Origin of the sequence: Acetobacter sp., assembly GCF_052102375.1 — a bacterium.
Classification (GTDB): domain Bacteria; phylum Pseudomonadota; class Alphaproteobacteria; order Acetobacterales; family Acetobacteraceae; genus Acetobacter.
In genome coordinates, this window is record NZ_JBQDXI010000004.1 from 109,111 (window position 1) to 132,650 (window position 23,540).

The window sequence follows — 23,540 nt, forward strand, 5'->3', positions numbered from 1 at the left end:
CTTTAGGCGTTAATGAACAATCAGATTATCCAGACCCGCTAACAACCGGTGCTCACGCAGATACAGCAATGTGCCGGCAGACAGAATTGTGCCGCCTGCTACCGCAATAGCTAAAGAGATGCTGTGGCTGGACACAAGTGTGCCAATAACAGCACCGACAAAAAGACCACAGATAGCCGAAAGCCTACGCCATGTGCCGGGGTTCTTACCGCCAGCAAAAGGACTGTTATGGGCAAGCCCATGTAAAAGCATTGTGGCGGCAGGCAGGCTCATATCAGCCACTTTTGCATGGCGTGTGGCAGACGTTTGCATGCCCATGGCAAAAGCCAGCAAAGCAAGTGTAATGTAGGTTCTGCCGGGCGGATTGGCGGCCCAGACCAATGCTGTGAGCCCTACCAGTAGCCCCACGCGCAACAAAATATCGCCCACCGCATATCGGATGCTGCGGTCGCGCCGCGTAAGTCTGCCCCCGGTCATGGCGCCGAGCAAATAAAAACCAATGGCTTCAAACCCGGACAGAACAATTGTTTCTGATGTCGCTATATGTACGGCCATCAACAGTACTGTCGCCGTCATGTAGCCTGCAAAAATTTTTAGATGCAGCAGGGAAATGGCGTCGAGCATGCCCATGGCCATGGTTACCAGAATAATGGCGGCAACCAGTCTAGGGTCATGTCCTGCGCGGGTGCTCATGATAGCTCCAGATTTATATATTGAAGAAATGGATAAGAGAGTGCGTTCTCATACCACTTTCTGGTCCATTTGTATGTGTTTTACGTCAAGGCCGTGTTGCATCCGGTGCAGACCCGGCCATGAAAATGCCCCCACACCTGTCAGGCAGGTATGGGGGTAGCAAGAGTATAGTGGGTTTAGTTAGCTAAGTGTCATCAGACTGGCATTGCCGCCTGCCGCTGTTGTGTTGATACTGCAGGATTGTTCCTCCAGCACACACTCAGCAGCAGGCAGGCCCGTGCCTGTGATCCACGCTGAGGCAATGGGGTAATCACCCGCAGAGAGAGCTGTGCGGGCTGCAGTAAAAGCTTCGTCATCCCGCTCGGCCAACACAATAGCGCAGGGTTCTACTGTGGCGCTGCTCACAATTTCAATTGCCTTTTGCAAGCTGGCGGGGAGGGAATAGTGCCAGACTGAGGCAGAGTCGTGTGCCAATACGAGCGCTTTATTGCCGCCAGAGAGAGCAAGAGAGATCTGGTTGTACAGCCCGGTTTTTGTAGCCGGAATGCACAGGATATTTCCACGTGGCATCAGGCTATACAGGTTTTTCTCACCAACAGGGCCGGGCAGGGTGCATTCCCCTCCAACGAGTGGAGTACGGCTCAGCGTTGCGGCGGTTGCAGCGCAGGCACTCTCGCCTTGCTCGCGTAGCCAGTCCGTCCATACACGCATGGTGTTCGGGAGCTTGCCCCGTACTAGTGGCCCCAGATCCGGGGCCTGTGCCAGAAGGCGGCGCAATATGAGTGGGCCTCCTGCTTTTGGCCCGGTGCCGGAAAGGCCGCGCCCTCCAAAGGGTTGTACGCCAACAACAGCCCCAATGGTGTTGCGGTTTACATACAGGTTACCTGCCTCAACATGTGACAGTACATGCGTGACAGTGGCTTCAATTCGGGTATGCAGCCCGAATGTCAGGCCGTATCCTGTGCCATTAATGTCAGCCAGCACACGGTCTAGTTCAGCGCGGGCATAGCGCAAAACGTGCAGAACCGGGCCAAAAACTTCAGCCCCCATTTCCCGCACGGATGTAATTTCAATCAGTGTGGGCGGTACAAAGCTGCCATTGGTGCAGGCTTCAGGCACGGGCAATGCATAAACCGGTGCCTTTTTGGCGCGGAAGGCTTCAATATGTTTGGTAATACCTTCCGCTGCCTCAGCAGTAATAACTGGCCCCACATCCGTAGCAAGATGTGCGGGGTTGCCAAGGCGGAGTTCGCGCATGGCCCCGCGGAGCATGGTGAGGATATGGTCAGCACAGTCTTCCTGCACACACAACAGCCGCAATGCGGAGCAACGCTGCCCGGCACTGTCAAACGCTGAGGCCACGACATCCGCCACCACCTGTTCCGCCAAAGCAGACGAATCAACAATCATGGCGTTCTGGCCACCAGTTTCCGCAATAAACGGTATAGGCTGGCCTGTATGTGTACGGCGTGCTGCAATCTGACGGTTGATGATTTGTGCTACAACGGTTGAGCCGGTGAACATAACACCAGACACGTGCTCATCCCCAACCAGAGCCGCGCCAGTTTCCCCATCGCCCGTCAAAAGCTGCACGGCCCCTACAGGCACACCAGCCTGATGCAGAATGCCTACAGCAAGAGCCGCAACAAGGGGTGTTTCTTCGGCAGGTTTTGCTAAGACAACGTTACCAGCGGCAAGGGCCGCAGCAATCTGGCCAAGGAAGATGGCAAGCGGAAAATTCCATGGGCTAATGCAGGCAACAATACCAAGTGGTACATGGGTGGCGTTCGTAAAGTCCCTGCGGATGGTTGCGCTGTAATAGCGCAGGAAGTCCACCGCTTCCCGTACTTCTGCGATACCATTTGGAAGAGACTTCCCGGCTTCACGTGAGAGAAGAGCCAGTAATTCATCCTGACGTTCTTCCAGAAGGTCAGAGGCTTTTTCCAAAATATCAGCGCGTTGGGTCGGAGCTGTATTGGCCCAGTTTGCTTTTGCTTTCTCGGCGGCTAAGGCAGCTTTTGCCACGATTTCTGGTGTTGCCTGAATAACAGTGCCCACACAATCCGAGTGATCAGCAGGGTTGGTGACCGGCTGGGCGTCCCCCTTAGGTTTAAGGCCTGCAACCAGAGGGGCGGACTTCCAGCTTTTAGGGGCTTTTTCTATGCCTTTGGCAAGATCGGCCAACACTTTGTCATCTGCTAGGTCAGTCCCTGCGGAATTCCGGCGTTCTGGAACAAATAGATCTGTGGGGTTGCGAATTTCTGTATGTGTTGCGCCGTAGGGCTTAAAACCATGAGCCACTTCCAGCGGATCTTCAATCAGGGCTGAAACAGGAATGGCTTCATCGCCAATCTGATTGACGAAGGAGGAGTTGGCTCCGTTTTCCAGCAGGCGGCGTACCAAATAAGCAAGCAGGGTCTCATGCGTGCCAACCGGAGCATATATGCGGGCAGGGCGCCCAAGTTTGTTTGCGCCAACAACCTGCTTGTAAAGCGGCTCGCCCATGCCATGCAGGCACTGAAATTCGTAAGATCCAATTTGGAATTCCTTGCCCGCAAGGGTGTAGATACTGGCAAGGGTCCGCGCATTGTGGGTGGCAAATTGCGGGAAAATAACGTCACGCGCCGCAAGCAGCTTACGAGCACAGGCCAGGTAGCTGATATCAGTGTGGCATTTACGCGTGTAAACGGGAAAGTCAGACTGGCCTTCAATCTGTGCTTTCTTGATTTCACTGTCCCAGTAAGCCCCTTTGACAAGGCGAACCATCAGACGCCGGTTGGTGCGGCGGGCCAGATCAATAATATAGTCCAGCACAAATGGGCAGCGTTTGCCGTAAGCCTGAACCACAAACCCAATACCGTTCCAGCCTTCAAGGCCCGGTGTGTGACACAGGGCTTCAAGCAGATCGAGTGAGAGGTCGAGGCGTTCGCTCTCTTCGGCATCAATATTGATGCCGATATCATATTTGCGCGCCAGCAGGGTGAGTTCCTGCACAACGCTCAGCAGTTCTGTCATCACCCGGTCGCGCTGTGCGCGAACATAACGAGGATGCAGGGCGGAAAGCTTTATAGAAATTCCGGGACGTTCATAAACATTGCTGCCAACAGCACTACGGCCAATGGCGTGAATAGCGTTGAGGTAGTCCTGCCGGTAGCGTTCTGCATCCTGTGCCGTAAAGGCGGCTTCACCCAGCATGTCATAGGAGTAGGCGAAGCCTATATCTTCCAGTTTCTTACTGTTTTTACGGGCCTGCTCAATTGTTTCGCCCAGTACAAACTGTTCACCCATCAGGCGCATTGCAGCATCAACAGCTTTGCGAATAACTGCCTTACTGCTGCGGGCAACAAAACCGAGCAGTAAGTTAGTCAGGTTTTTTTCATCTCGTTCTGCAACAAGGCCGCCCGTCAGAGCCAGACCCCATGCGGCGGCATTGGCAAATAGTGGCCGCCCGCGGGAGGCGTGTGCAAGCCAATCCCCCTCACCAATTTTATCCTGAATTAAGGCATCACGCGTTGCCGTGTCTGGAATGCGGAGCAGGGCTTCCGCCAGACACATCAGGGCGACACCCTCAGCAGAGGACAGAGAAAATTCCTGCACCAATGTTTCCACTAGTCCCGGCTTACGGTCTGCACGCAGTGTTTCTGCCAGACGGGTTGCAAGAGCCGTGGTGGCCTGAGCTTCCGCTTCGCTCAGGGTTGCTGCAGGGGTCAGGGCGTTTACGCAAGCTGCTTCAGGCTGGCGGAAGGCCTCAATGATGGCTTTGCGCAGCGGCGTGCGGGACGAAAACACAGGGGCAGATGTGTCGCTCATGGGCATAGGCTATTCTTCCAGCGTGGTGGCAGCGCAAGACATCTCTGATGCAATACGGTTTCAGGAAGTTTTGGCTAAATAACGATTTTTCGTCCTTCGCATGATAATATATTATTTGCAAGATCATATATTACGCAAAAAAACGCAGGCAGATCGTCCAGAGATCAGGCCTGTTTTCTGACCAGAGAACGCGCATTCTCATAAGATTGAAAAATAAGGAAAATCTACTCTACCGCCTCTGTTTTGGGCGTGATGTGGGTAGATTTTAGGCAGCGTTTTTGTGAGCTGGAAATGGGCTTGAAGAGGCGGCTGATCTATAAGGGACGGGGTAGGGCCTCAGCCTGTTTGAGACAGCCGCCTTTTCTGGCGGAATACCTGTACGGAAATATCAGCAGCATGAAGGATGTGCGTGCGTGTCAAACTGGCAGCTAAGTCAGCATTTTTGGCACGGCAGGCTTCCAGAATTGCCAGATGTTCCGAGTCTGTCGTGTCTTTGCGGCCCTCAATGCGTAAATGCCCACGAATATACCGGTCCAGCCGAATATGCAGGTCATCAATCATGGCCAGCAGGCGTGGCTTGTTAGCAGCAGCATAAATGGCATTGTGGAAGGCCCGATTGAGCGCACCGGATTTTACCGCTCCGTTACTGCCGCGGGTGCCTTCTACAAAGGCCTCATAAGCGTCTTCTATACGGGCCAGATCGACACGGCTCATGTTCTGCACAGCAAAACCCGCTGCCTGCTCTTCTAATAACGCGCGAATTTGCGAGTATTCCAGCACATCTGCTTCTTCCAGACCCACAACGGTTGCGCCGCGATTGGGCAGAAAAGCGACAAGTCCTTCGGCTTCCAGATGTTTGAGCGCTTCACGCACAGGAATAATGCTGACCCCGAACCCGGCAGCCAGTTCGGACTGAGGCAGCGGTTGGCCCGGCTCCAGCACATCTTCCAGAATGGCGGTGCGCAGGGCTGTCCGGATGGTTTCAGAAGCCGTGCCGTGTCCTGCAAACTCCGTTTTAAGAAAAAGGTGTGCAGGCAACATGCTTATATCGGGCTCCGGTTCGTTTCAGTATCGTGTTGTTTTGCATCATAGAGAGCGTAACGGCTCTGTGCCAAGGGGGCCTTTGCCGGGGCAACGGCCTTTGGGGTTTTCGGGTCTCGGTGCTGTCAGCAGTCTTAACAGGCACAATGAGCGGTCACTATCGCGTGAGGGGAAAGCGATAAGGCAACACGTTAAGTCTGTTATAGCAAACGCATAACGCAAGATAAATATGGCTGTTGCAAAGGAAGGAAGGGCTTAGGCCAAGTGTCGCGCCTGCAAACTGCTATTGGCGCATAGCCAAAACCTGCAATGCCGAAGATGCTTTCTCTATCAAAACTTTTCAGTGTTTGGATGATTTTTATATGCGGTAAAAATGCACAATTTGAGCCTGTAAATAAAGGAACACTTTTGCGTATGACGGCGCTTTTGCGGCAAGAGTCAGGTAGGATTTTTTGAGGGCTCACGTAAAAAAGCCAGCGTTATCTAGGGGCTGCCATGTTCCGTCCGCGCAGTCCGCCCGCTTGATCTTTCAGCATTTTGCGGGGCAGTTTGGCGCAATATTCCGCGAGGGAGATTCTTGATGAAGCTGTTTTCTGTCCGCGCCCTGCCGGCGCTTGCTGTTACCACCCTGTTGGCTGCTGCCCCTGTTTTTGCACATGCAGCAGACACACCCGCCCCTGTCTCCAAAGGGGGAGAGCAGGCAGAAGCGGGTTCAAAAAATGCAACCCTGACTGATACAGACCTGTCCGGTTATGTGGGTGGCGTTCACCCGGCAGAACTTGGCGGCCTGCTGAACTATTGTAATCAGGGTTCGTATGTTGATTACGATGAGAGCTTTAAGGTCCTCCAGTCTTACAACAAAAAGACTAACGCCGTGCCAGATGGGCAGGAAGGCAACATGTACTACGCACGTGGTACGGCTGGTCAGTTGCAGGTGAATGGCAAGACATATTCCATTGCTACATCCAGCATTCCTGTACGCCAGAAAACCTGCAAAGCTGTGCTGGACCGTGCTCAGGCAGCATTGTAAGGTCTGTATTAGGCTGCCTCTTTGTATAACAAGGGGGCACTAGCTGTTGTATTAATAAGGCCGACTTCTTAACGGAAGGTCGGCCTTATTGTTATTGTAAAGAAATATTAATGTTGCACTATGGCGTAGCCTCTCTTTCCCCCATGTTCTGAATGTGACAAAGCCGACAGATCCCTGTCCGCAGGATGTCAGGGGTTTATAAGCACAGGAAAGGTGGGAGAACGTGTCAGAAGCGTTTGGAACCACCGGCGTGGCATCACAGCGCGCCGGACAGTATCAAGACATGGTGCGGGACGCCCGGGAACAACCAGAGGCTTTCTGGCTGCAACAGGCGCGCGGTCTGACATGGCACAAACAGCCCACTCAAGCCTCCCGCAGTGATTTTTCCGGAGATGTTACGGTAGAATGGTTTTCTGACGGCCGTCTCAACGCGTCAGAAAACTGCCTTGACCGCCATTTGCTCACCCAGCCTGATAAGCCAGCCCTGATATGGGAAGGGCAGGAAGACGGCGACCGTGACGTGCTGACATATCAGCAGCTTCATGCCCGTGTGTGCAGGTTGGCTAACCTGATGCGGCGGCTTGGCGTCAAGAAGGGAGAATGCGTGGCAATCCATCTGCCAATGGTGGCGGAAGGGGTTATTGCTATGCTGGCGTGTGCCCGTATTGGTGCCATTCATGTCGTGTTGTTTGGTGGTTTTTCTGCGGAAGGTCTGGCAGAGCGGCTGACGGATAGCAAAGCCGTGCTTGTTCTTACAGCGAATAGTGCCCGTCGTGGTGAAAAGCGCATACCCAGCAAAGTCACCATTGATGATGCCATTGTCCGGTGTGGCCAGTCTTCGTGTGTAAAGCATGTTCTGGTTGTGCCGGTAACGGATGATGGAGTGCCCATGCAGCCGGGTCGTGATCTGGATTATGCAGAGGCAGTAAGTCAGGAAGCGCCAGACTGCCCGGCTGAGTCCATGAATGCCCTTGATCCGCTTTTTCTGCTGTACACGTCAGGCAGTACGGGCCGTCCAAAAGGGCTGGTGCATGGTACGGGAGGCTATATGGTTTGGGCGGCGTTTACGCATGCGACCGTCTTTGACCATAAGCCGACTGATGTCTTCTGGTGTACGGCGGATATTAGCTGGATAACGGGACATACTTACGTGGTGTATGGCCCGCTGGCTAATGGTGGGACCATCATGGTCTATGAAGGTCTGCCTTCATGGCCGCAGCCGGGGCGCTGGTGGGATGTTATTGACCGCAATGGCGTTACCACATTTTATACGTCTCCTACCGTTGTGCGTGCCGCCATGCGGGAAGATGAGTCCGTTGTGCGCAGTCGTTCCCTTAAAAGCCTGCGTATTCTTGGTACTGTAGGGGAGCCTATCAGCCCGGAAGCGTGGCATTGGTTTCACGATGAAGTTGGAAAAGGCCATTGCGCTGTAGTTGATACATGGTGGCAGACGGAAACAGGCGGGGTTATGATCACTGCGGCAGCCAACGCCGTGACACCTCGTCCGGGTGCGGCGTCTCTTCCACTGCCGGGTGTTGCTGCAACGTTGCTGGATGCGCAGGGTGTTGAAGTAACGGGTGCAGGTGAGGGACTGCTTTGCATGGCGCAGTCATGGCCGGGGCAGGCTATGACAATCTGGCAGGATCATGCCCGGTATAGGCAAACCTATGTTACAACATGCCCCAACCATTATTTTACCGGGGACGGCGCCCGGCGTGAGGCGGATGGTTATTACTGGATAACTGGCCGTGTTGACGACGTGGTGAATGTATCTGGGCACCGGATTGGCACAGCAGAAATTGAGGACGCTATTGCAACGGACCACGAGGTTGTGGAAAGCGCTGCTGTTGGTATTCCCCATGACCTGAAGGGGCAGGGGCTTGTCGTCTTTGTCGTGCCGCGCGAAGCGGGGGTATTTCACCCCTCGGCTGTGAACAGTGCCGTCTCCAAAGGAGTAGGCCGTTACGCAGTGCCCGAGAAAATTTACGTTGTGAGAGACCTGCCCAAAACACGTTCAGGCAAGATAGTACGGCGTTTGCTCCGTAAAATTGCGTCGCATGATCTGGATGGTCTGGGGGATCTGTCTACTCTGGCGGACCCCGATATTGTGTCTGAATTGATTGCCGCTGTGAAAGAACAGCAGAGCAGCTAAAATAGAAAGCGGGGCAGACATAAACTGTCTGCCCCGCTCCTTACCGTGCCTTCAAAAAAGGCTGGCTTTTATTTGCTGTCTGCTGGTGCCGGAACCGGGTTCAGCTGCGCACGGACTTCACCATGTGGGTGTGCTGCGGTGCCGAGGCTGATATACAGTTTACCATCTTTATACTGTTTGATTTCATCCGCACTCAGCGTGATTGTGCCTTCAAGCGGAGATTTGAACGGACCCTTCAGCGTTTCGACCGGCTCAGCCGTGTCAGCCAGTGATTTTGCAGCCAGAAGTTCTGCTGCAACAACTGGGCCAGACAGGTTGTTCCATGTCACGGTGTAGCTTAGCGCATTGTTACGTGTTTCCAGTGTAGCGCGTGCGCCGCCGGTTGCTTCGGAGGCCACTGCTTTCTGCGGTGCGAAGTGCCCTTGGGCAGAAATGGTTTCTGCGTGGGACAGAGCTGGCGCAAAAGCCAGAACGCCGGTCAGAAGAGCTGCACCAAAAGTAATAGAACGGTTTGAAATCATAGTATCCTCCTAGAATCGAAAGTATTCACTTCCTACGAAGACCTAAACGAACGGCCTCAGATAAGGTTCCATGACCGTTCATAAAATAAATGAATGTTAAAAATAAAATACCTCTTTGCTTTAAGCGGTATAAGAACTTTTATGGTCCGCTTCCGCAACTATAGCTGAGTTGTATCCTCTATAAAGCTAAAGCGGGGAACGCCATTAACTTGCTCTTGCCACATAGCCAGTGGCCGGACCCAATAGCTGCCAAGAGCCTCACTGCGGTATGTCACGAGCCATTCTTCGGTTTCACTGTGGCGTCCGACACAGAGAACAGTATAAAGTCCGCCTTTATAATGTCTGTACAGGCCGGGTTGCGGTTGTTCGGGCAGTATCATGGTGTGTGTATTTTCAGGATGGGTATTCATGGTTAACAGGTTTTCCACAGCTTGCGGCAAGGTCGCAACCTTGAACCGGTGTTTTATGGTGCCCTCAGCTCTGGCCGTCGCCCTCTTGATTGCAGGGCCCGCATCCGTACAGGCAAAGCGCCATACACAGAAAGCCACGTCACAGGCCGCAGATCCGGTTATCATGACCCATCAGCCCGGTAGCCCGCTGGAAGCAGAAGTCAAAAAACTCAGCGGGGAAGATCTGGCAGCAGCGGCGCGTCATCATGAGACTCCGCTCATTCTTATCGGCTCCACACCCCTCTCAAAAGACAATAAGACCATTGGTCTGTTTGTGCAGGTGCAGGCGGCAAGTCTGTGTGGGTCTGCTGGCTGTTCAACAGACGTTTATATGAAACATGGGGGTCAATGGGTGAAAATTCTCGATTCCGTCAGCAGCCCTATCAGCCTTTTACACACAACGCATGACGGTATGCGGGATATTCTGATTGATGGTTCAGACCGTTGGATCTGGAGAAACGGGACGTATCACGATACGCTGGCAGCAACGGACCTGCCGGGTTTTAAAACATCTATTAAGAAACATCAGGCTGAAATGCGGAAAGAGGGACACCAGATTACTCAGTAAGCGTAATCGATAGATGTCAGGACCAGAATGACCCAGCCTTCCTCTTCTTCATCTCAGCCCTCGGTTATGGGTAGTCTGAAATATACCGTTCTCAAAACTCTGATAACCGTTGGGGTGACAGTCTTGCTTATTGCATTGCTGCGGGAAGGGTTGGCTGGTTTGCCGTGGATAGACCATGTCTCCGGTGGTCATGTGGGAGCCACTATCCTGCAAACACTGGCGGTGGATGGCGTAGCCCAGAGGCAACAGGCTGTGGCGATAGGGCTTATGGTGGTGTGTTTTGGGGTGGCGGTGCTGGTCGTGCGGCTTGGGGAGCGCTTATGGCGGCGCTCCTGAGCGTTTAGAGGGTTTGCGATTCTGGCTTTTGCCAGAAAAAAGTAAGCTCATGCTTGTTTTGCGCAAGATGCATCAGGCGCCCACCCTGTATGGCTTCAAAGGCGGACACGGTTTCATGGTCCGTTTCGCCCTGAAACTTGACCGTTAATACAAGGCGTTCCGTACGGCCTGACTCAATCCAGCGGTTAGCAAGTGCAAGCAGCCGTTTGGGATACGCGATAATGTCAGAAAATACCCAGTCAGCCTCAGGCAGATCTGTTGGTTCCAGTCCAAAGGCGCTTCCTTGTTGAAAGCTGACGGTGGGCATTGCGGCAACGCGTGGGTCCAGTGGTGCGCGGTCTATGGCGGTTACGTTTGCACCTAGTTGCGCAATGGCCCACGTCCATCCGCCGGGAGTTGCGCCCAAATCAAAGCATTGTTGCCCGGTTTGTGGCCAATGGCCCAGCCGTGTGCAGGCTTCCCATAATTTAAGGTAGGCGCGGGACGGAGGGCCAATCCGGTCTTCAATAAACTGGGGTGTGCCGTTTACAAAAGGCGTGGATTTCTTGGCAGAAAACAGGAGTGTGCCTGCATCCAGCAAGGTCCATGCTCCAAGCGGGCTGCTGGGGGGCAGGGTTGGAAAAACAAGAGGGGCCGCTTTGACAGGCGGGAGTTTATCCTCAATCAGGCTGGTGCGGCGGAAACAATCGGCAGCATACAGGCTCCAGTTCCGTTGTATGGCACGGAGTGTCTCAGCGGCATGGCGAATAGACGTAATGTTGACGCTTTGTGGTTCCAGCCAGATATCCAGTGCCCACGGAGAATATAAAGCAGGCTGCTGTGATAGCGCCAGACGGCCATGCCAGCGGTCAATTTGCACACCGCGGCGGTTAAGGTCCTGCTCCAGAACAGCTTCCAGCCCTTCAGGTGCCAACCATGCTCCGTTAATCTGCTGTGTCATGCCCGGAGCGCCCAGGCAACGGCGAGTGTGCACCAAGAGATAATGAGCAGGCTTCCCCCCGTAGGCGCTACATGGGCAGCGTGATGCCCTGTCAGTGCGGTATAATAAACGCCCCCGCAGAACAGGAGCGTGCCAAGAAGCAGGCCACACCCGGCTGCGGCCACAAACCGGGTGGGGCGTTGGTTAAGGGACACACCAAGCGCCAAAAGGGCAAGTGCGTGCCACATCTGTACTTCCATGGCATTGTGCGCAATGGCGCGGCCGCCTTCTGCAAAGCGTGCATCAGGGAGGTGAGCGGTCAGTGCACCCACTATGGTGCCGCTGGCGGCCAGAAGCGCACCAGAGATGCGCCATAAACGAGGGAAAGAAAATGTGCTGGGCATGATGAGCTGTATATAGGCGCATCTGCCTTCAGCGGAAACAGAAAAGCAGACCCGGGATAAAAGGAAGAGAGACGCATGAGTATTCGTATAGACCGTGTTGTGACACGTGGTGGAGATGCGGGGCAGACCTCTCTGGGGGATGGGTCTCGTGTGTCAAAGGGCACTGCACGTGTTGAGGCCATAGGTAGTCTGGATGAACTGAATGCAGTTGTGGGAGTGCTACGGGCCCACAGTAAAGAAGGCAGCGCTGTGTACGCAGAGCTGATGCATATGCAAAATCTTTTGTTCGACATGGGGGCGGACCTCTGCCAGCCAGAGACGACCACAGCAAAAAAAACGCCGCGCCGTGTTTCTGAAACAGCGGTAGTTTTGTTGGAAGAGCAGATTGCAGGGTTACAGGCTAAACAGGCTCCTCTGACCAGTTTCGTTTTGCCGGGTGGCAGTCTTGCTGCTGCATGGGCGCACATGGCCCGCACACAGGCCCGGAAAACAGAGCGATGCTGCGTTGTTTTGGCAGAGCAAGAAAATATTAATCCGGTATTGTTGAAAATATTGAACAGATTATCAGATTATTTTTTTGTTCTATCACGCCATTTTAATAATGATGGTCAAACGGACGTATTGTGGGTGCCAGGGTGATGGATGGTACAAAGTAAAAAGCAATATAGGCTCCTGTTCTACGCGACATTTTTTCTAAAATTCCGGGCAGATGTGTTTTGTATCAAACACGACCAACGAATATTTGCAGGCATGACAAAAACCAACGTGACGTAATTGTTAGGAAAAAACAGGAGGATTGATACAAAAAAGGCTGATTTCTGCGGCTTTCTTCTGTTGGAAAGTAAGGGTGAATATGCTAAAAGCAAAAGCAGGAAAGAGTAGTGTGCTGTTTTTTGCGCAAGACATTTCCTGTATTTCACAATCTTCTATCGTGTTAAGGTTTCCACAGTGCACCGTATCTGAGTGCTCCTAAAAACAGTCTGCTAAAATGTCGCTCACTCTCCATGTCATTGTTGAGTAATGAGCCCCAGGCAGAAATATGTGGAAAATTCTTACAGTATCAGGAAAGTATAAAGCAGAGTGACTTCCGAATTCATGAAGACACCATCCTTTTTTTCAACACCCGGGCCTGAAAAAAGTCAGGAAGAAGCATTTGAAGAAGCCTCATTACGTAACGCTCTTGAGCGCATGGGGGCCGGTGCTCCTGCGCGGGCGCGCTCTCAGCAGTCTGCTCAGCGCCCGGCAGCGGATAACGCCCAGAATAAACGTCGCCGCTTTGTAAAAGATGGTGATGTGCAGGTAGAAAAACATTCTCTGGCTCGCACACAGCCACGTACATTAGCGGTGCCAAAAGCCTTCACCACCTCCCGTGCAGCACATTTTTCGGATGATGAGGCGGGCGAAGTTTCAAAAATCCGTCGTCAGTTGGCGGAAGAACGTCTGCGTGCAGAAGATGCAGAACGTCAGTTGGAAAACTTGCAGTCCAGCCAGAGAGGCATGGAAACACGGCAAGCCCATGCTGACCTGATGGTGCGGGAACTTACTGCCAAATTACAGGAACGGGACGCTGAGTTGAGCGAGCAGGCACGTATGGTCCGCAGCTTGCAACGTGACCTTGAGCGTATGGAAGAAGAGGCACAGGACCTGCGCAAAAAGCTGGAAGCCAAACCGCGGGGCCGCCCACGTACACGCCCTGTTGCGGCGGAGACTGTAGAGTTGGATACTGTGCAAGATGAAGACATTAGCGCAGATGAGCCGCAGCCTGTAAAATGGTGGAAAGACTAAAAACAAGTTTGTAGGGTAACGGCGATGAAAAATAATACCGTAACACCTGCACTGGTTTTTTTAATTGCTGATATTGCCGTAGGGGTGGCGTTCATATTACTGCCACCTCTCGTCATCAGTTTTTTGCTGCTATTGAAAGATATTTTTGGCGTTCTGGTTCTGCCGTTCACTTTTTTATTTGGTTTGGCAGGGTGGTCGTCTGATATGTCGTCTTTGGATAGTGTGATGGGAGGGCTTACGCCTAATGTCACACATCATCCTTTTCAGGCAATTTCTGCGGCTGGTTTGTTGGCTGTAAGTGGGCTGTGTTCGGTTCTGGCCTGTGCCGCACCTTATGGTGCGCGTGTGGAACGGGGTTTAGCACCAGTTTTTACCGCTCTTGCCATGGTTTTGGGTGGAATAGAACTAGGCTTTATTCTGCTCCCCGGCCTGATTATTCAGCTCTATGCGTTGCGTCGGCCAGAGATGGATTTTCTCTCGCGTAAAAAATAATACCGTCACGCTGTATTCTAGGCATAAATTTGAAAGCCGCACTGCGCCATAATGCAGTGCGGCTTTTTTAACACAGCGCGCTGATTTGTATCGAAAAAGAAATAATTACCATAGTGATAAAATTAAATTTCCGTTATGGAATATAATTAAAGGTAATGAATTCAAAGAGAAAGCTACTTTCAATGGTCCGTTTCCGAAATTTGTCCTGCCGGGTGTTTTTCCTAAGTTGTATTTTTGCCTGTCATGAACATCAGGCACGTGCGGCAGAAATTCCGTTGGATATTATTACGGAAACGGATGTTGGTTCAGACGGCACGCAGTACATGTTTGGCCGTCTTGGTATTAAGGCTGGTGTAAATGGAGCAGATGCCAAAGAGTATCTTTTTGATACAGGGTCTGATTCTTTCAATATTGCAGTTGGTATGGGCGGAAACGCTCCCTCGTGGTTTCCAGCTCAGGCGGGTACGCCCGTTAGTGCGCCTTATGGCTATATGTATGGGGACGGCACATACGGTTATTTACAGTCGGACACCACTGTATCCAGCGTCCAGTTTTATAATGGCGCGACAGGCAAGCAGGTTGCGGACTATGCAACATCTGGCGGTCTGGGCGTGGCTCTTATTCAGGCCTCCATTGATACGGCAGATCGGCTGAATGGTGACACGCCGGGACAAATTATTCCGGGCACAACACCAGGGCTGGATCCTTCCCAAACCTATTATCAGGATCTGACATGGCAGCAGACATTGGATGCCGGATTAGCGCCTGATGAAGGACATTTTTACGGGATTATGGGTGCAGGTGACTTCATATATCCGGGGGACAACGGCGGTGTGCCGGGGCAACTGACCAATACGGGATATATTGTAGAGGCGAATGGTACTGCGGCTACGCCGGGGGACTGTGGCCAAGGCTGCCTGATTATGGGTCTTAATGCTGCTCTGCGGGCGCAATTTTTTACGCAGGTGCCGTGGCGGGGAGTGGTTGGTAAATTTCCGCTTTCTGGTGCGAACGCGGGTCATCAGTTTGATGTCATGTTCCAATATGCGCTGGATAATGGGCCTAAGACAGTGGGTATGCCCACATTGTTGGATTCAGGTACACCGACCATTTATGTTGGCTCTTCAGCACTGCTGGATCAGGCCCTTAAAGCCGGTATTACCGGGAGCGATGGTGCATCACAGGATGTTAACTCTGGGCATACGCTCAGTATTACTGGCAAAACTGCAAACGCCCAGACTGTGACGATTACGACCGCAGATGGAAACCAAGGCGACCAGAGCGCCCTTCTGACCGTTGGTTCCAATCCCTACACGCCAGATGGCTACACGCTGGAGGGTATTTCTTTCTTCCAACATAATGCCGTTATGTATGACTTGGAAAAAGCAGTAACCGGCTACACGCCTTTTTATGTTTCTGACAGTAATTTTTCCAATGGTCTGACCATTACCAATGCTATGGGGCCTTTGGGTCTGGCAGGCGTTATTTCAGGCACGCAAGGTGTAAGCGTTGAAAGTGGGGGAATAGCCTACCTCACCAATGCAAATACCTACACAGGTGCTACCTCTGTTGCGCAAAATGCGTGGTTGGGCGTTGGTGGGCCTGGGAGTGTTGCGCAGTCTTCCACCGTAAAAGTGGATGGCACGTTGGACATTGCCCATTCAGATGCAGGGCAGAGCATCCGCTCCCTTGAAGGGGCCGGAACTGTGGTGCTGGGAGACAGCACGCTCATGCTCAGTCAGGCATCAGGCACGTTTGCTGGCTCTATGAGAGATGATTACACGGATGGCGTAACGCGTCCGTCTGTCGTGCCGCTACCGGTTCTAACCGGCGGGGAAGGGCAGACGCATGGTGGTCTTATTATTGCCGCCGGACAGGAAATCCTGACGGGTAACAGCAGCTACACAGGTAAAACTGGTATTTCTACCGGAGCGACACTCGCTTTGACCGGCACGCTAGAACAGACTCAGGTTGAAAACGCAGGCCATTTTCTCAATAACGGCACGACAACAGGCCTTGTGGCATCAACAGGGTTCGTCAATGGCACAGGTAATTTTGCTGGTGGGTTATCCGTAGTGCGTGGTGTTGTGACCCCCGGTGATACGAGTAACACTTTGGGCACTATGTCTGTTGCGCGTAACTTCACCTTGGGGGCTGAGGCCTCTTATCTTGTGCGCGTTGGGAGCAGTGCCGCCAGCCTGATTACTGTGAACGGCAAAGCACAGTTGAACGGTGCTACACTGGTCAGCACCGTGACGGCACGGACCCGCGCGCCAGAATTAGGGCAGAGCTATACAATTCTGACGGCAACAGACGGTGTGCAGGGACAGTTTGGTAAAATTGAAAGTAACCTGACAGGGTCAACAGATTTGTACCCCTTCCTGACAACTGGAGTGGATTACGCAAAGAACAGCGTAGCGGTGGATGTTGCACGGAGTGACATTGCTTTTGCTGCCGCAGCCCAGACACGAAACGAGCAGAGTGTTGCAACGGCGCTGGATGGTATTGCACCAACAACGGACATTGCACGGCCCATTACGTCTCTGAACTTTGCGCAGGCGCGTGGAGCATTTAATGCTCTTTCAGGTGAAATTCACGCTTCAGCCCGTACAGCGCTTATTCAGGATGCATACGAAATTCGGGATGTTGCGATAGATCGTATGCGTGCTGCCGACTGTATGCTGGGTGCACAAAACGGCACCGCAAAAACTGCCGTCCACGGTCGCTTGAAAGCGCAGGACGCACACTGCCGTGCGGATGAGGGCGAAACTTTGTGGATGCAGGCTTACGGAAGCTGGAGCCATAATGGTAAAACCAGCAATGCGGCAGGTCTGAGCAATTCGACCGGTGGTTTTGTTATGGGGGCCGATACATCCCGTATTGAAAACTGGCATGTTGGGATGCTGGTCGGGTATGGGCATTCCAGTTTTTCAGCTAACGGTCGTGCCTCTTCTGGCCGTAGTGATAACGTAACGCTTGGCGGTTATGCCAGCACGCATTGGAACCGTCTGGCATTGCGCATGGGTGCAACCTACACATGGAATATGCTGTCAACGCGCCGTACAGTTGCTTTTCCCGGAATGATGGACCGGCAGAACAGCAGCTATAATGGTGGTACAGCACAGGCTTTTGCTGATCTGGGCTACAGGTTTGATCTGGGCCGCGTCATGATCGAGCCGTTTGGTGATGTGGCTTATATCAACCAGCAAACAAAGTCTTTTCATGAACGCGGCGGCGTTGGGGGACTGCACGGATATGAACTGGATACGGGTGTAACATACGCGACGTTTGGCTCCCGCATGGCAACCAGCCTGCATGTTGGAAAAGCAGTGCTTATTCCGGGTCTGACCTTGGGTTACCGCCACGCATTTGGAGCCCTGACACCCACTGCGCGTTCAAGCTTCCTTGCTGGCAGTCAGGATTTTGAAGTCTCTGGCGTGCCGTTGGTGCAAGATGCAGCTCTGGTAAAAGTAGGTGTGCAAACACACCTTACAAAACGCCTGCGGATTGGTATTTCCTACACCGGGCAGTATGGCGGACATTATTCTGAAAGCGGCCTAAAAGGCTCTCTATCCTGGGTTTTCTAAGGACCATGAGTGTGCTGCAAAACAGACATTTTCTGTTGCAGCACAGTTTCTTCTAAAAACTTCTTAAAACTATAGTTTAAATGAATGGTTTTAAGAGGAATAATAAATATTGCAGGCGGTGGACGTGTTGAAAACCTCCACCGCCTTTTTCATAAAGATTTAGTCTACGTCTGGGAAAATTTTCCCCGGGTTCATAAGATTTTTGGGGTCCAGCGCCGCTTTTATTTTGCGCATGCTGTCCAATTCTGCACCGCCACGCCAAGATGGCATCATGTAGGTCTTCAATTGCCCAACACCGTGTTCTGCGGAGAAAGAGCCCCCCAGTTCCCGCACAATGCCAGCTACCGTGTCCATCATGGCATGGTCCTGTGCCAGAAACGCAGCAGGGTCTGCACCCTCAGGCTGGACAAGGTTGAAGTGAATATTGCCATCCCCAATATGGCCAAATGGTGCAACCCGTATGTCGGGTATCAGGGTTTCACAAGCAAGAGTGGCGCGCTCAATAAAGTCTGGAATGGTTGCCAGAGGTACGGAGACGTCATTTTTTACAGAGGCCCCAGCGCGCTTCTGGGCCTCGGCATGTTCTTCACGAATCATCCAGAGTGTCTGGCGTTGGGTTTCGCTTTCTGCCAGCACAGCGTCTGATACAAGACCATTTTCAAAGGCAGTGCCGAGGGTTTCTTCCATCAGGGCGCGTAGGCTGTCATCAGCACGGGGGCTTGCCAGTTCAACCAGCACGTAAGCCGGAGCAGGCTCTGAAAGGGGCAGGGCGCAGTTTTCAATCAGGCTGTTGACCAATGCCATGCTGGTGCCGGACATATATTCAAAAGCCTGAATGGCTGCGGGGTCCTGTTTGCGGAAGGTAGCAAACAGGTCAAGTGCAGCTTGTGTGTTTGGCACAGCGCAGAGTGCCGTTTCACGAGAACGGGGCTGAGGCTGAAGCTGAATAACGGCTGTTGTAATAATGCCCAAAGTCCCTTCGGACCCAATTAGCAACTGGCGTAAAGCGTAGCCGGTATTATCCTTGCGCAGTTTGCGCATGACATTGAGCACGCTGCCGTCTGGCAGTACAGCTTCCAGCCCTAAAGCGAGTTCGCGTGCATTGCCATACCGAACCGTATTGTTGCCGCCAGCGTTGGTTGCCAGAACACCCCCAATGTCGGCAGAGCCTTCTGACGAGATTGAAAGTGGGAGCATTAACCCTTCCTTCAAGGCTGCATCCTGAGCAGCTTTTAAGGTAACGCCTGCTTCAACCGTCATGGTCAGGTCTGCATGGTCTATGGAAATAATACGGTTCATGCGGGTGGTGGAAATAACAACGGCTTTGCCGCTTGTGTCGGGCGTAGCGCCGCCTACCATGCTGGTGTTGCCGCCCTGCGGCACCATGGGCACACCATACTGTACACACAGGGCTACAGCCTTGGCGCAGGCTTCTGTTGTGGCGGGGCGTAGAACTGCCGCGCATTTACCCTGATAAAGCATACGCCAGTCTGTACAGTAGCTTTGTGTGTCAGACGCTTCCGTTAAAATGCCTGACGGGCCAAGCAGTTCTTGCAGGGTAGCGAGTAACGGAGCGGGCAGGAGTGTGTCAGGCATAGGAAAAAACCTTGTGGTGTCAGGGCAGACCTACAGAATAGTAGGAGGCGTGTTTAATAAAGATAGCGTGCATTTTCAGCCGCGCTATGAACAACATGGTGTGTAAAGAGGTGGAATACCTCCGTCCCGGCTATGCCGCTCAGAATACCAGCGCCAAAAGCAATCATCAGCATAGGCAGGCTGGGGTAACGGGTGAGGGAGAGTTCTTCCGAAAATTGCTGGGTGAGTTCTTTCTGGCCCTGAAGGGCTCTTTGCAATTGCAAACGGAGGTTGTCGTTTTGTGTGCGTGCGCCGCGCAGGTCCGTGTCCAGCCTTTGAATACTCTCCGCCATTTGCCGCAATTGGGTGCGGTATTCATCTGGCGTAGGAGAGGGGCGGGAGGAAGAGCGAGTGGTCCGTTTGGGTGGGTCTACTGCAATGGCCTGAAAAAGGTTTTTCAGCGCACCACCTGTTATCTTGTCTTTCTGGGCGCGGTTTTTAAGGGCTTCCAGCGCACTGGCTGATTGGCCTGACTGCTCCTCCAGCACCAGTGCCAGAATATCAGACAGAATCTTCAGTTCTTTCGGGTCAAAACTGCTCATGTCACGTCTCTTTCAGCAGGTCGAGGCGCGGCAGCACGATGCAGGCGGTCCCGTAAAGCAAGACCCAGACCTTGTGCGGGAATGGGGGATACAGCAATGGCTTTCAGCCCGAGTTCTGCTCCTTTTTTGTCCAGAAAGCGCAGCCCGGCAAAAAGCCGCGCAGCAGCTTCTTCCAGACTGCCTTTTTCACTCAGGTTAAAAACATAGCCTGCGCCATGGGGCGGGTTAGGTCCAAAGGCAAGTAGGGCATCTGTGGCATTCAGACGCGTGACGTCCAGCCTGACCGGTAGGGTGGGGGCATAATGTGAGAGCATACGCCCCGGTGAAACGGGGGCAGTGTCACTTGCTGTTTCCGGATAACTTAGCGGGCCGCAAACCGCTTCCAAAGCTTCGGGCGTGATGCCGCCATGGCGGAGCAGCACAGGTCTCTCTGGCTGCGTCAGGTCCAGTACGGTGCTTTCAATGCCTACTGTACAGGGGCCAGTATCCAATACGGCATCAATACGTCCCTCCAACTCCTCCAGAACATGGCTGGCATCAGATGGGCTAATTCTGCCGGAACGGTTGGCGGAAGGAGCTGCAATTGGCCGGTCCACCAGTGCCAGAAGAGTTTGCACGGCGTCTCCGCGCGGCACACGCACAGCCAGTGAATTTAAGCCATCTGCGGCAAGGTCGGACACAGTGCTGTTTTGTGAACGGGGGAGAATCAGCGTCAGGGGGCCTGGCCAGAACGCCTCTGCTAGTTTGTGGGCCAAAGGTGAGGCTGAAACCTGTTCAAATGCGGCTGAGGCTGTTGCAAAGTGGCTGATCAGTGGGTTGAAGCGCGGCCTATTTTTGGCTTCAAAAATACGCGCTACAGCTTTGGGTTGAGAGGCATCTCCCCCCAAGCCGTAAACGGTTTCTGTCCCAAATGCCACAAGACCGCCTTCACGCAGAATATGTGCGGCAGCTTCAAGCCCGGAGGGTGTTACGGCAAGGCGCAGTGTCATGGCAGTGCGTATCTTCAGTTCAAAGTCTGAGGCAGGGTGTCAGAGTGCGCCAGTGCAGACAAATGGGGGGTTTTTCCAGTCTGTCTTGCCGTAAAGCAGCGGGCTGCCATCCAGTAAGGTCAGGTGGCCTCCGGCGGCTTCTACAATGGCTTGCGGGGCTGCGGTATCCCACTCCATAGTAGGGCCGAGGCGTGGGTAGAAATCTACGGCACCTTCGGCAACACGGGCAAACTTCACGGCTGAGCCAATATTGCCAATGGATGCAATACGCCGCTCCCCCAGATACTCTGCCAGCCGCGGATCATCTGCATAATGGCGTGAGGCCAGAACACTCAGGCCTTCCGGTGGCGGGCGGCGCACATGAATGGGCGTGGTGCCATTGCGGTCTGTGCGCTGCGCAGGCAGACCAATGCCACCCGTATAAAGCTGGTGATACGCAGGCAATGCCATAGCGCCAAGATACGCCCGCCCTTCACGGATTAGGCCGATATTGACCGTAAAGTCGTCTCGTCCGGCGGCAAATTCCCGCGTACCGTCCAGCGGGTCTACCAGCCAGTATTCAGGCACCACGGTACCTCGCAGCCCTGACGCAACTTCTTCTTCCGCAATGACGGGAATATGGGGGACAGCTGAACGAAGGCCCTTGAGAATATGAGCTTCAGCCGCGTGGTCTGCTTCCGTTACCGGTGAGGCATCGGTTTTGGTCAGGGTCTTGAACCCACGGGCGCGAATGGTGCGGATAATCTCAGCGGCTTCTTCCGCCAGTCGGGCGGCCAGAGCCAGAAGATCTGCGTCGGTATGGCTGGTCATGGGCGCAGCATACGGTAAATCCGGCGTTCCGTCATGTCCCCAAATAGTGAGGCCTGGCCAAGTCAGCGTCTTGCAGTCAGGGAGATGAGCGCCATATTGCCACAGCATATGGTAGAGCGCCGCGAGCCATGCGATAAAGCGCACAGATTTTGGAAACCCGAGGAGGCCAGATTTTTATGCTACATGTTACTTTTGCCCCAGAAAACCTACCACAGAACGGGTCTCTGGCGCTTCTGGTTGCCGAGGGGCAGGACCACTCATCTCTCTACAAGACGCTGGATGACGCAACAGGCGGCGCTATAAGCCGTGCTGCCAAAGCAGATGGGTTTTCAGGCAAGGAAGGGCGCGTCACGACAATTCTGGCACCGGGTGCAGGGTTGGACCGTGTTGTGCTGGTTGGCGTTGGCGCTAAAGACGCGTTTGGCGCAAAAGAAGCTGAGAACGCTGGCAGTCTGGCAGCTTCGGCACTGTTGAAGGCTGAGAAAGCTGCTGTGGCTGTGGCTGGCTTGCCGCATGCGGCGCACGTGGCGCTGGGTGCTACACTCGGCGCTTATCATTTTGGGCTTTACCAGAGCGTACCTGAGGACGATAAAAACCGCGTTCTCGCTAAATTGGATGTTCTGACATCAGACGTGGCGCAGGCTGAAGCCGCATGGTCCGCACAGGCTGCCATTGCACGCGGTGTTATCCTGACGCGTGATCTGGTGACAGAACCCGCCAATGTTCTGACCCCCATTGAATTTGCCGAACGCATTACAACTCTGCGTAATCTCGGTTTGGATGTTGAGGTGCTAGACCGCACAGCGATGGAAAAACTGGGTTTTGGCGCATTGCTGGGTGTGGCGCAGGGGAGCGAGAACGAACCTCGCACCGTTGTCATGCGCTGGAATGGTGGAGCAAAAGACGAAGCACCGATAGCCTTCATCGGTAAGGGTGTGACGTTTGACTGTGGTGGTATTTCCATCAAGCCAGCTGCTGGTATGGAAGAAATGAAAGGCGACATGGCAGGGGCCGCAACGGTTACCGGCCTGATGGCAGCACTGGCAGGCCGTAAGGCACAGGTCAATGCCGTGGGTATTGTTGGGCTGGTTGAAAACATGGTGTCTGGCAACGCCCAGCGCCCTGGTGACGTTGTGCGCAGTGCGTCCGGCCAGACCATTGAAGTCCTGAACACAGATGCTGAAGGCCGCTTGGTTCTGGCGGATATTCTCTGGTACGCTCGTGAGCGTTTTGCGCCGAAACTGATGGTGGATCTCGCAACCCTGACTGGGGCCATTGTGGTCAGCCTTGGCCATGAATATGCCGGTCTGTTCTCCAACAATGATGCTCTTGCCGCTGATCTGACACAGGCTGGTGAGGCAACAGGGGATCTGCTGTGGCGTATGCCAATGGGCAAAGCCTATGACGCCCTGATTAAATCCGACATTGCGGATATGAAGAATATTGGTGGCGGCCGTGCAGGTGGGTCTATTACCGCAGCACAGTTCCTGAAGCGTTTTGTTGGGGAAACACCTTGGGCGCATCTGGATATTGCAGGCACATCCTGGCTCGCTAAGGGCAAGCATGGTCAAGCCCAAGGGGCCACTGGCTTTGGTGTGCGGCTGCTCAACGCGTTTGTGCAGACCCGGCACGAAAAGGCTTAACTGTACAAAATACGTTTCAGTGGCTGAGAAAAGGCTCCTTCGGGAGCCTTTTTTTGTGCCCGCTTTCTGTTTTGGTACGATGACAGGAGCTTGCTTTTGGTTCGCATACGAAATGCGCTATGATGGCAAAGAAA

At 53.4% G+C, this 23,540-nt stretch carries 20 protein-coding genes; 9 read left to right on the plus strand and 11 right to left on the minus strand.

The genetic code is table 11. The features are described from left to right. Positions 1–9 precede the first annotated feature (9 nt). The 3 genes from ACTIDN_RS03005 to ACTIDN_RS03015 all read right to left on the minus strand — a co-directional run bounded on the left by ACTIDN_RS03005 (position 10) and on the right by ACTIDN_RS03015 (position 5,544). Positions 10–693 (minus strand): YoaK family protein, encoded by a 684-nt coding sequence (locus ACTIDN_RS03005; RefSeq protein WP_048838514.1) that lies wholly within the window; start codon positions 691–693, stop codon positions 10–12. Positions 694–873: 180 nt separating this feature from the next. Then, the gene (gene putA / locus ACTIDN_RS03010; protein WP_441375920.1) at positions 874–4,503 is read right to left on the minus strand and encodes a bifunctional proline dehydrogenase/L-glutamate gamma-semialdehyde dehydrogenase PutA; all 3,630 of its coding nucleotides are present in this window, start codon (positions 4,501–4,503) and stop codon (positions 874–876) included. Between the two features lie 336 nt (positions 4,504–4,839). Further along, a complete protein-coding gene (locus ACTIDN_RS03015) occupies positions 4,840–5,544 on the minus strand; it encodes a GntR family transcriptional regulator (protein ID WP_415507986.1) in 705 nt (234 codons plus the stop codon). Positions 5,545–6,124: 580 nt separating this feature from the next. On the opposite strand from ACTIDN_RS03015, the gene ACTIDN_RS03020 reads away from it, so the two are divergent. Together ACTIDN_RS03020 and acs are read left to right on the plus strand one after the other, a co-directional pair. Next, entirely contained in the window at positions 6,125–6,574 is a 450-nt protein-coding gene (locus ACTIDN_RS03020; RefSeq protein ID WP_415507985.1) for a DUF2501 domain-containing protein, read from the plus strand. A 223-nt stretch (positions 6,575–6,797) separates the two neighbouring features. Continuing rightward, complete coding sequence (gene acs, locus ACTIDN_RS03025) at positions 6,798–8,726, plus strand: acetate--CoA ligase (RefSeq protein ID WP_441375921.1); 1,929 nt, start codon at positions 6,798–6,800, stop codon at positions 8,724–8,726. A 68-nt stretch (positions 8,727–8,794) separates the two neighbouring features. Here acs and ACTIDN_RS03030 read toward each other — a convergent pair whose 3' ends face one another. Both ACTIDN_RS03030 and ACTIDN_RS03035 read right to left on the minus strand, forming a co-directional pair. Then, entirely contained in the window at positions 8,795–9,247 is a 453-nt protein-coding gene (locus ACTIDN_RS03030) for a CHRD domain-containing protein (RefSeq protein ID WP_086650379.1), read from the minus strand. 158 nt (positions 9,248–9,405) lie between these two features. After that, positions 9,406–9,657, minus strand: a complete 252-nt coding sequence (locus tag ACTIDN_RS03035; protein ID WP_441375922.1) for a DUF1653 domain-containing protein — start codon at positions 9,655–9,657, stop codon at positions 9,406–9,408. Here ACTIDN_RS03035 and ACTIDN_RS03040 point away from each other — a divergent pair. Beyond that, on the plus strand, positions 9,656–10,264 hold the full coding sequence (locus tag ACTIDN_RS03040) for a hypothetical protein (RefSeq protein ID WP_441375923.1): 609 nt from the start codon (positions 9,656–9,658) through the stop codon (positions 10,262–10,264). The two genes, ACTIDN_RS03035 and ACTIDN_RS03040, sit on opposite strands and share 2 nt — an antisense overlap. A 27-nt stretch (positions 10,265–10,291) precedes the next feature. Further along, the gene (locus ACTIDN_RS03045; protein ID WP_441375924.1) at positions 10,292–10,600 is read left to right on the plus strand and encodes a hypothetical protein; all 309 of its coding nucleotides are present in this window, start codon (positions 10,292–10,294) and stop codon (positions 10,598–10,600) included. 4 nt (positions 10,601–10,604) lie between these two features. Here ACTIDN_RS03045 and ACTIDN_RS03050 read toward each other — a convergent pair whose 3' ends face one another. After that, positions 10,605–11,540, minus strand: a complete 936-nt coding sequence (locus ACTIDN_RS03050; RefSeq protein ID WP_441375925.1) for an SAM-dependent methyltransferase — start codon at positions 11,538–11,540, stop codon at positions 10,605–10,607. After that, on the minus strand, positions 11,537–11,923 hold the full coding sequence (locus ACTIDN_RS03055) for a DUF423 domain-containing protein (RefSeq protein WP_415507980.1): 387 nt from the start codon (positions 11,921–11,923) through the stop codon (positions 11,537–11,539). Before ACTIDN_RS03055 ends, ACTIDN_RS03050 begins: the two co-directional genes overlap by 4 nt. A 75-nt stretch (positions 11,924–11,998) precedes the next feature. On the opposite strand from ACTIDN_RS03055, the gene ACTIDN_RS03060 reads away from it, so the two are divergent. The 4 genes from ACTIDN_RS03060 (at position 11,999) to ACTIDN_RS03075 (ending at position 17,787) form a co-directional block, all read left to right on the plus strand. Beyond that, on the plus strand, positions 11,999–12,562 hold the full coding sequence (locus ACTIDN_RS03060) for a cob(I)yrinic acid a,c-diamide adenosyltransferase (RefSeq protein WP_441375926.1): 564 nt from the start codon (positions 11,999–12,001) through the stop codon (positions 12,560–12,562). A 456-nt stretch (positions 12,563–13,018) separates the two neighbouring features. After that, complete coding sequence (locus ACTIDN_RS03065) at positions 13,019–13,708, plus strand: hypothetical protein (protein ID WP_441375927.1); 690 nt, start codon at positions 13,019–13,021, stop codon at positions 13,706–13,708. A 24-nt stretch (positions 13,709–13,732) separates the two neighbouring features. Continuing rightward, entirely contained in the window at positions 13,733–14,200 is a 468-nt protein-coding gene (locus tag ACTIDN_RS03070) for a hypothetical protein (RefSeq protein WP_415507977.1), read from the plus strand. A 182-nt stretch (positions 14,201–14,382) separates the two neighbouring features. Beyond that, positions 14,383–17,787: an autotransporter outer membrane beta-barrel domain-containing protein gene (locus tag ACTIDN_RS03075; protein WP_441375928.1), complete on the plus strand. Its 3,405-nt coding sequence runs from the start codon at positions 14,383–14,385 to the stop codon at positions 17,785–17,787. A gap of 159 nt (positions 17,788–17,946) precedes the next feature. Here the strand turns inward: ACTIDN_RS03075 and ACTIDN_RS03080 are convergent, their stop codons facing one another. From ACTIDN_RS03080 to ACTIDN_RS03095, 4 genes are read right to left on the minus strand one after another with little or no spacing between them, the layout of a single operon-like run. Then, positions 17,947–19,383 carry an FAD-binding oxidoreductase gene (locus ACTIDN_RS03080; protein ID WP_441375929.1) on the minus strand — a complete coding sequence of 479 codons (1,437 nt, stop codon included), beginning with the start codon at positions 19,381–19,383 and terminating at the stop codon, positions 17,947–17,949. A gap of 53 nt (positions 19,384–19,436) precedes the next feature. Further along, on the minus strand, positions 19,437–19,964 hold the full coding sequence (locus ACTIDN_RS03085) for a hypothetical protein (RefSeq protein WP_415507974.1): 528 nt from the start codon (positions 19,962–19,964) through the stop codon (positions 19,437–19,439). Beyond that, positions 19,961–20,953 (minus strand): L-threonylcarbamoyladenylate synthase, encoded by a 993-nt coding sequence (locus tag ACTIDN_RS03090; RefSeq protein WP_441375930.1) that lies wholly within the window; start codon positions 20,951–20,953, stop codon positions 19,961–19,963. The genes ACTIDN_RS03085 and ACTIDN_RS03090 overlap by 4 nt, the downstream gene beginning before the upstream one ends. A gap of 39 nt (positions 20,954–20,992) precedes the next feature. Then, the gene (locus ACTIDN_RS03095; protein ID WP_441375931.1) at positions 20,993–21,763 is read right to left on the minus strand and encodes a 3'(2'),5'-bisphosphate nucleotidase CysQ family protein; all 771 of its coding nucleotides are present in this window, start codon (positions 21,761–21,763) and stop codon (positions 20,993–20,995) included. 176 nt (positions 21,764–21,939) lie between these two features. On the opposite strand from ACTIDN_RS03095, the gene ACTIDN_RS03100 reads away from it, so the two are divergent. After that, positions 21,940–23,406 carry a leucyl aminopeptidase gene (locus ACTIDN_RS03100; protein ID WP_441375932.1) on the plus strand — a complete coding sequence of 489 codons (1,467 nt, stop codon included), beginning with the start codon at positions 21,940–21,942 and terminating at the stop codon, positions 23,404–23,406. Positions 23,407–23,540 lie beyond the last annotated feature (134 nt).

What these genes read in the sequence shown, in the direction of transcription:
- ACTIDN_RS03090 (WP_441375930.1), bottom strand. Translation starts at nt 20,953, where the DNA reads ATGACACTGCGCCTTGCCGTAACACCCTCCGGGCTTGAAGCTGCCGCA.
- ACTIDN_RS03070 (WP_415507977.1), top strand. Translation starts at nt 13,733, where the DNA reads ATGAAAAATAATACCGTAACACCTGCACTGGTTTTTTTAATTGCTGAT.
- putA (WP_441375920.1), bottom strand. Translation starts at nt 4,503, where the DNA reads ATGAGCGACACATCTGCCCCTGTGTTTTCGTCCCGCACGCCGCTGCGC.
- ACTIDN_RS03015 (WP_415507986.1), bottom strand. Translation starts at nt 5,544, where the DNA reads ATGTTGCCTGCACACCTTTTTCTTAAAACGGAGTTTGCAGGACACGGC.
- ACTIDN_RS03065 (WP_441375927.1), top strand. Translation starts at nt 13,019, where the DNA reads ATGAAGACACCATCCTTTTTTTCAACACCCGGGCCTGAAAAAAGTCAG.
- ACTIDN_RS03100 (WP_441375932.1), top strand. Translation starts at nt 21,940, where the DNA reads ATGCTACATGTTACTTTTGCCCCAGAAAACCTACCACAGAACGGGTCT.
- ACTIDN_RS03085 (WP_415507974.1), bottom strand. Translation starts at nt 19,964, where the DNA reads ATGAGCAGTTTTGACCCGAAAGAACTGAAGATTCTGTCTGATATTCTG.
- ACTIDN_RS03095 (WP_441375931.1), bottom strand. Translation starts at nt 21,763, where the DNA reads ATGACCAGCCATACCGACGCAGATCTTCTGGCTCTGGCCGCCCGACTG.
- ACTIDN_RS03020 (WP_415507985.1), top strand. Translation starts at nt 6,125, where the DNA reads ATGAAGCTGTTTTCTGTCCGCGCCCTGCCGGCGCTTGCTGTTACCACC.
- ACTIDN_RS03040 (WP_441375923.1), top strand. Translation starts at nt 9,656, where the DNA reads ATGGTTAACAGGTTTTCCACAGCTTGCGGCAAGGTCGCAACCTTGAAC.
- ACTIDN_RS03060 (WP_441375926.1), top strand. Translation starts at nt 11,999, where the DNA reads ATGAGTATTCGTATAGACCGTGTTGTGACACGTGGTGGAGATGCGGGG.
- ACTIDN_RS03050 (WP_441375925.1), bottom strand. Translation starts at nt 11,540, where the DNA reads ATGACACAGCAGATTAACGGAGCATGGTTGGCACCTGAAGGGCTGGAA.
- ACTIDN_RS03035 (WP_441375922.1), bottom strand. Translation starts at nt 9,657, where the DNA reads ATGAATACCCATCCTGAAAATACACACACCATGATACTGCCCGAACAA.
- ACTIDN_RS03030 (WP_086650379.1), bottom strand. Translation starts at nt 9,247, where the DNA reads ATGATTTCAAACCGTTCTATTACTTTTGGTGCAGCTCTTCTGACCGGC.
- ACTIDN_RS03055 (WP_415507980.1), bottom strand. Translation starts at nt 11,923, where the DNA reads ATGCCCAGCACATTTTCTTTCCCTCGTTTATGGCGCATCTCTGGTGCG.
- ACTIDN_RS03045 (WP_441375924.1), top strand. Translation starts at nt 10,292, where the DNA reads ATGACCCAGCCTTCCTCTTCTTCATCTCAGCCCTCGGTTATGGGTAGT.
- ACTIDN_RS03075 (WP_441375928.1), top strand. Translation starts at nt 14,383, where the DNA reads ATGGTCCGTTTCCGAAATTTGTCCTGCCGGGTGTTTTTCCTAAGTTGT.
- ACTIDN_RS03005 (WP_048838514.1), bottom strand. Translation starts at nt 693, where the DNA reads ATGAGCACCCGCGCAGGACATGACCCTAGACTGGTTGCCGCCATTATT.
- ACTIDN_RS03080 (WP_441375929.1), bottom strand. Translation starts at nt 19,383, where the DNA reads ATGCCTGACACACTCCTGCCCGCTCCGTTACTCGCTACCCTGCAAGAA.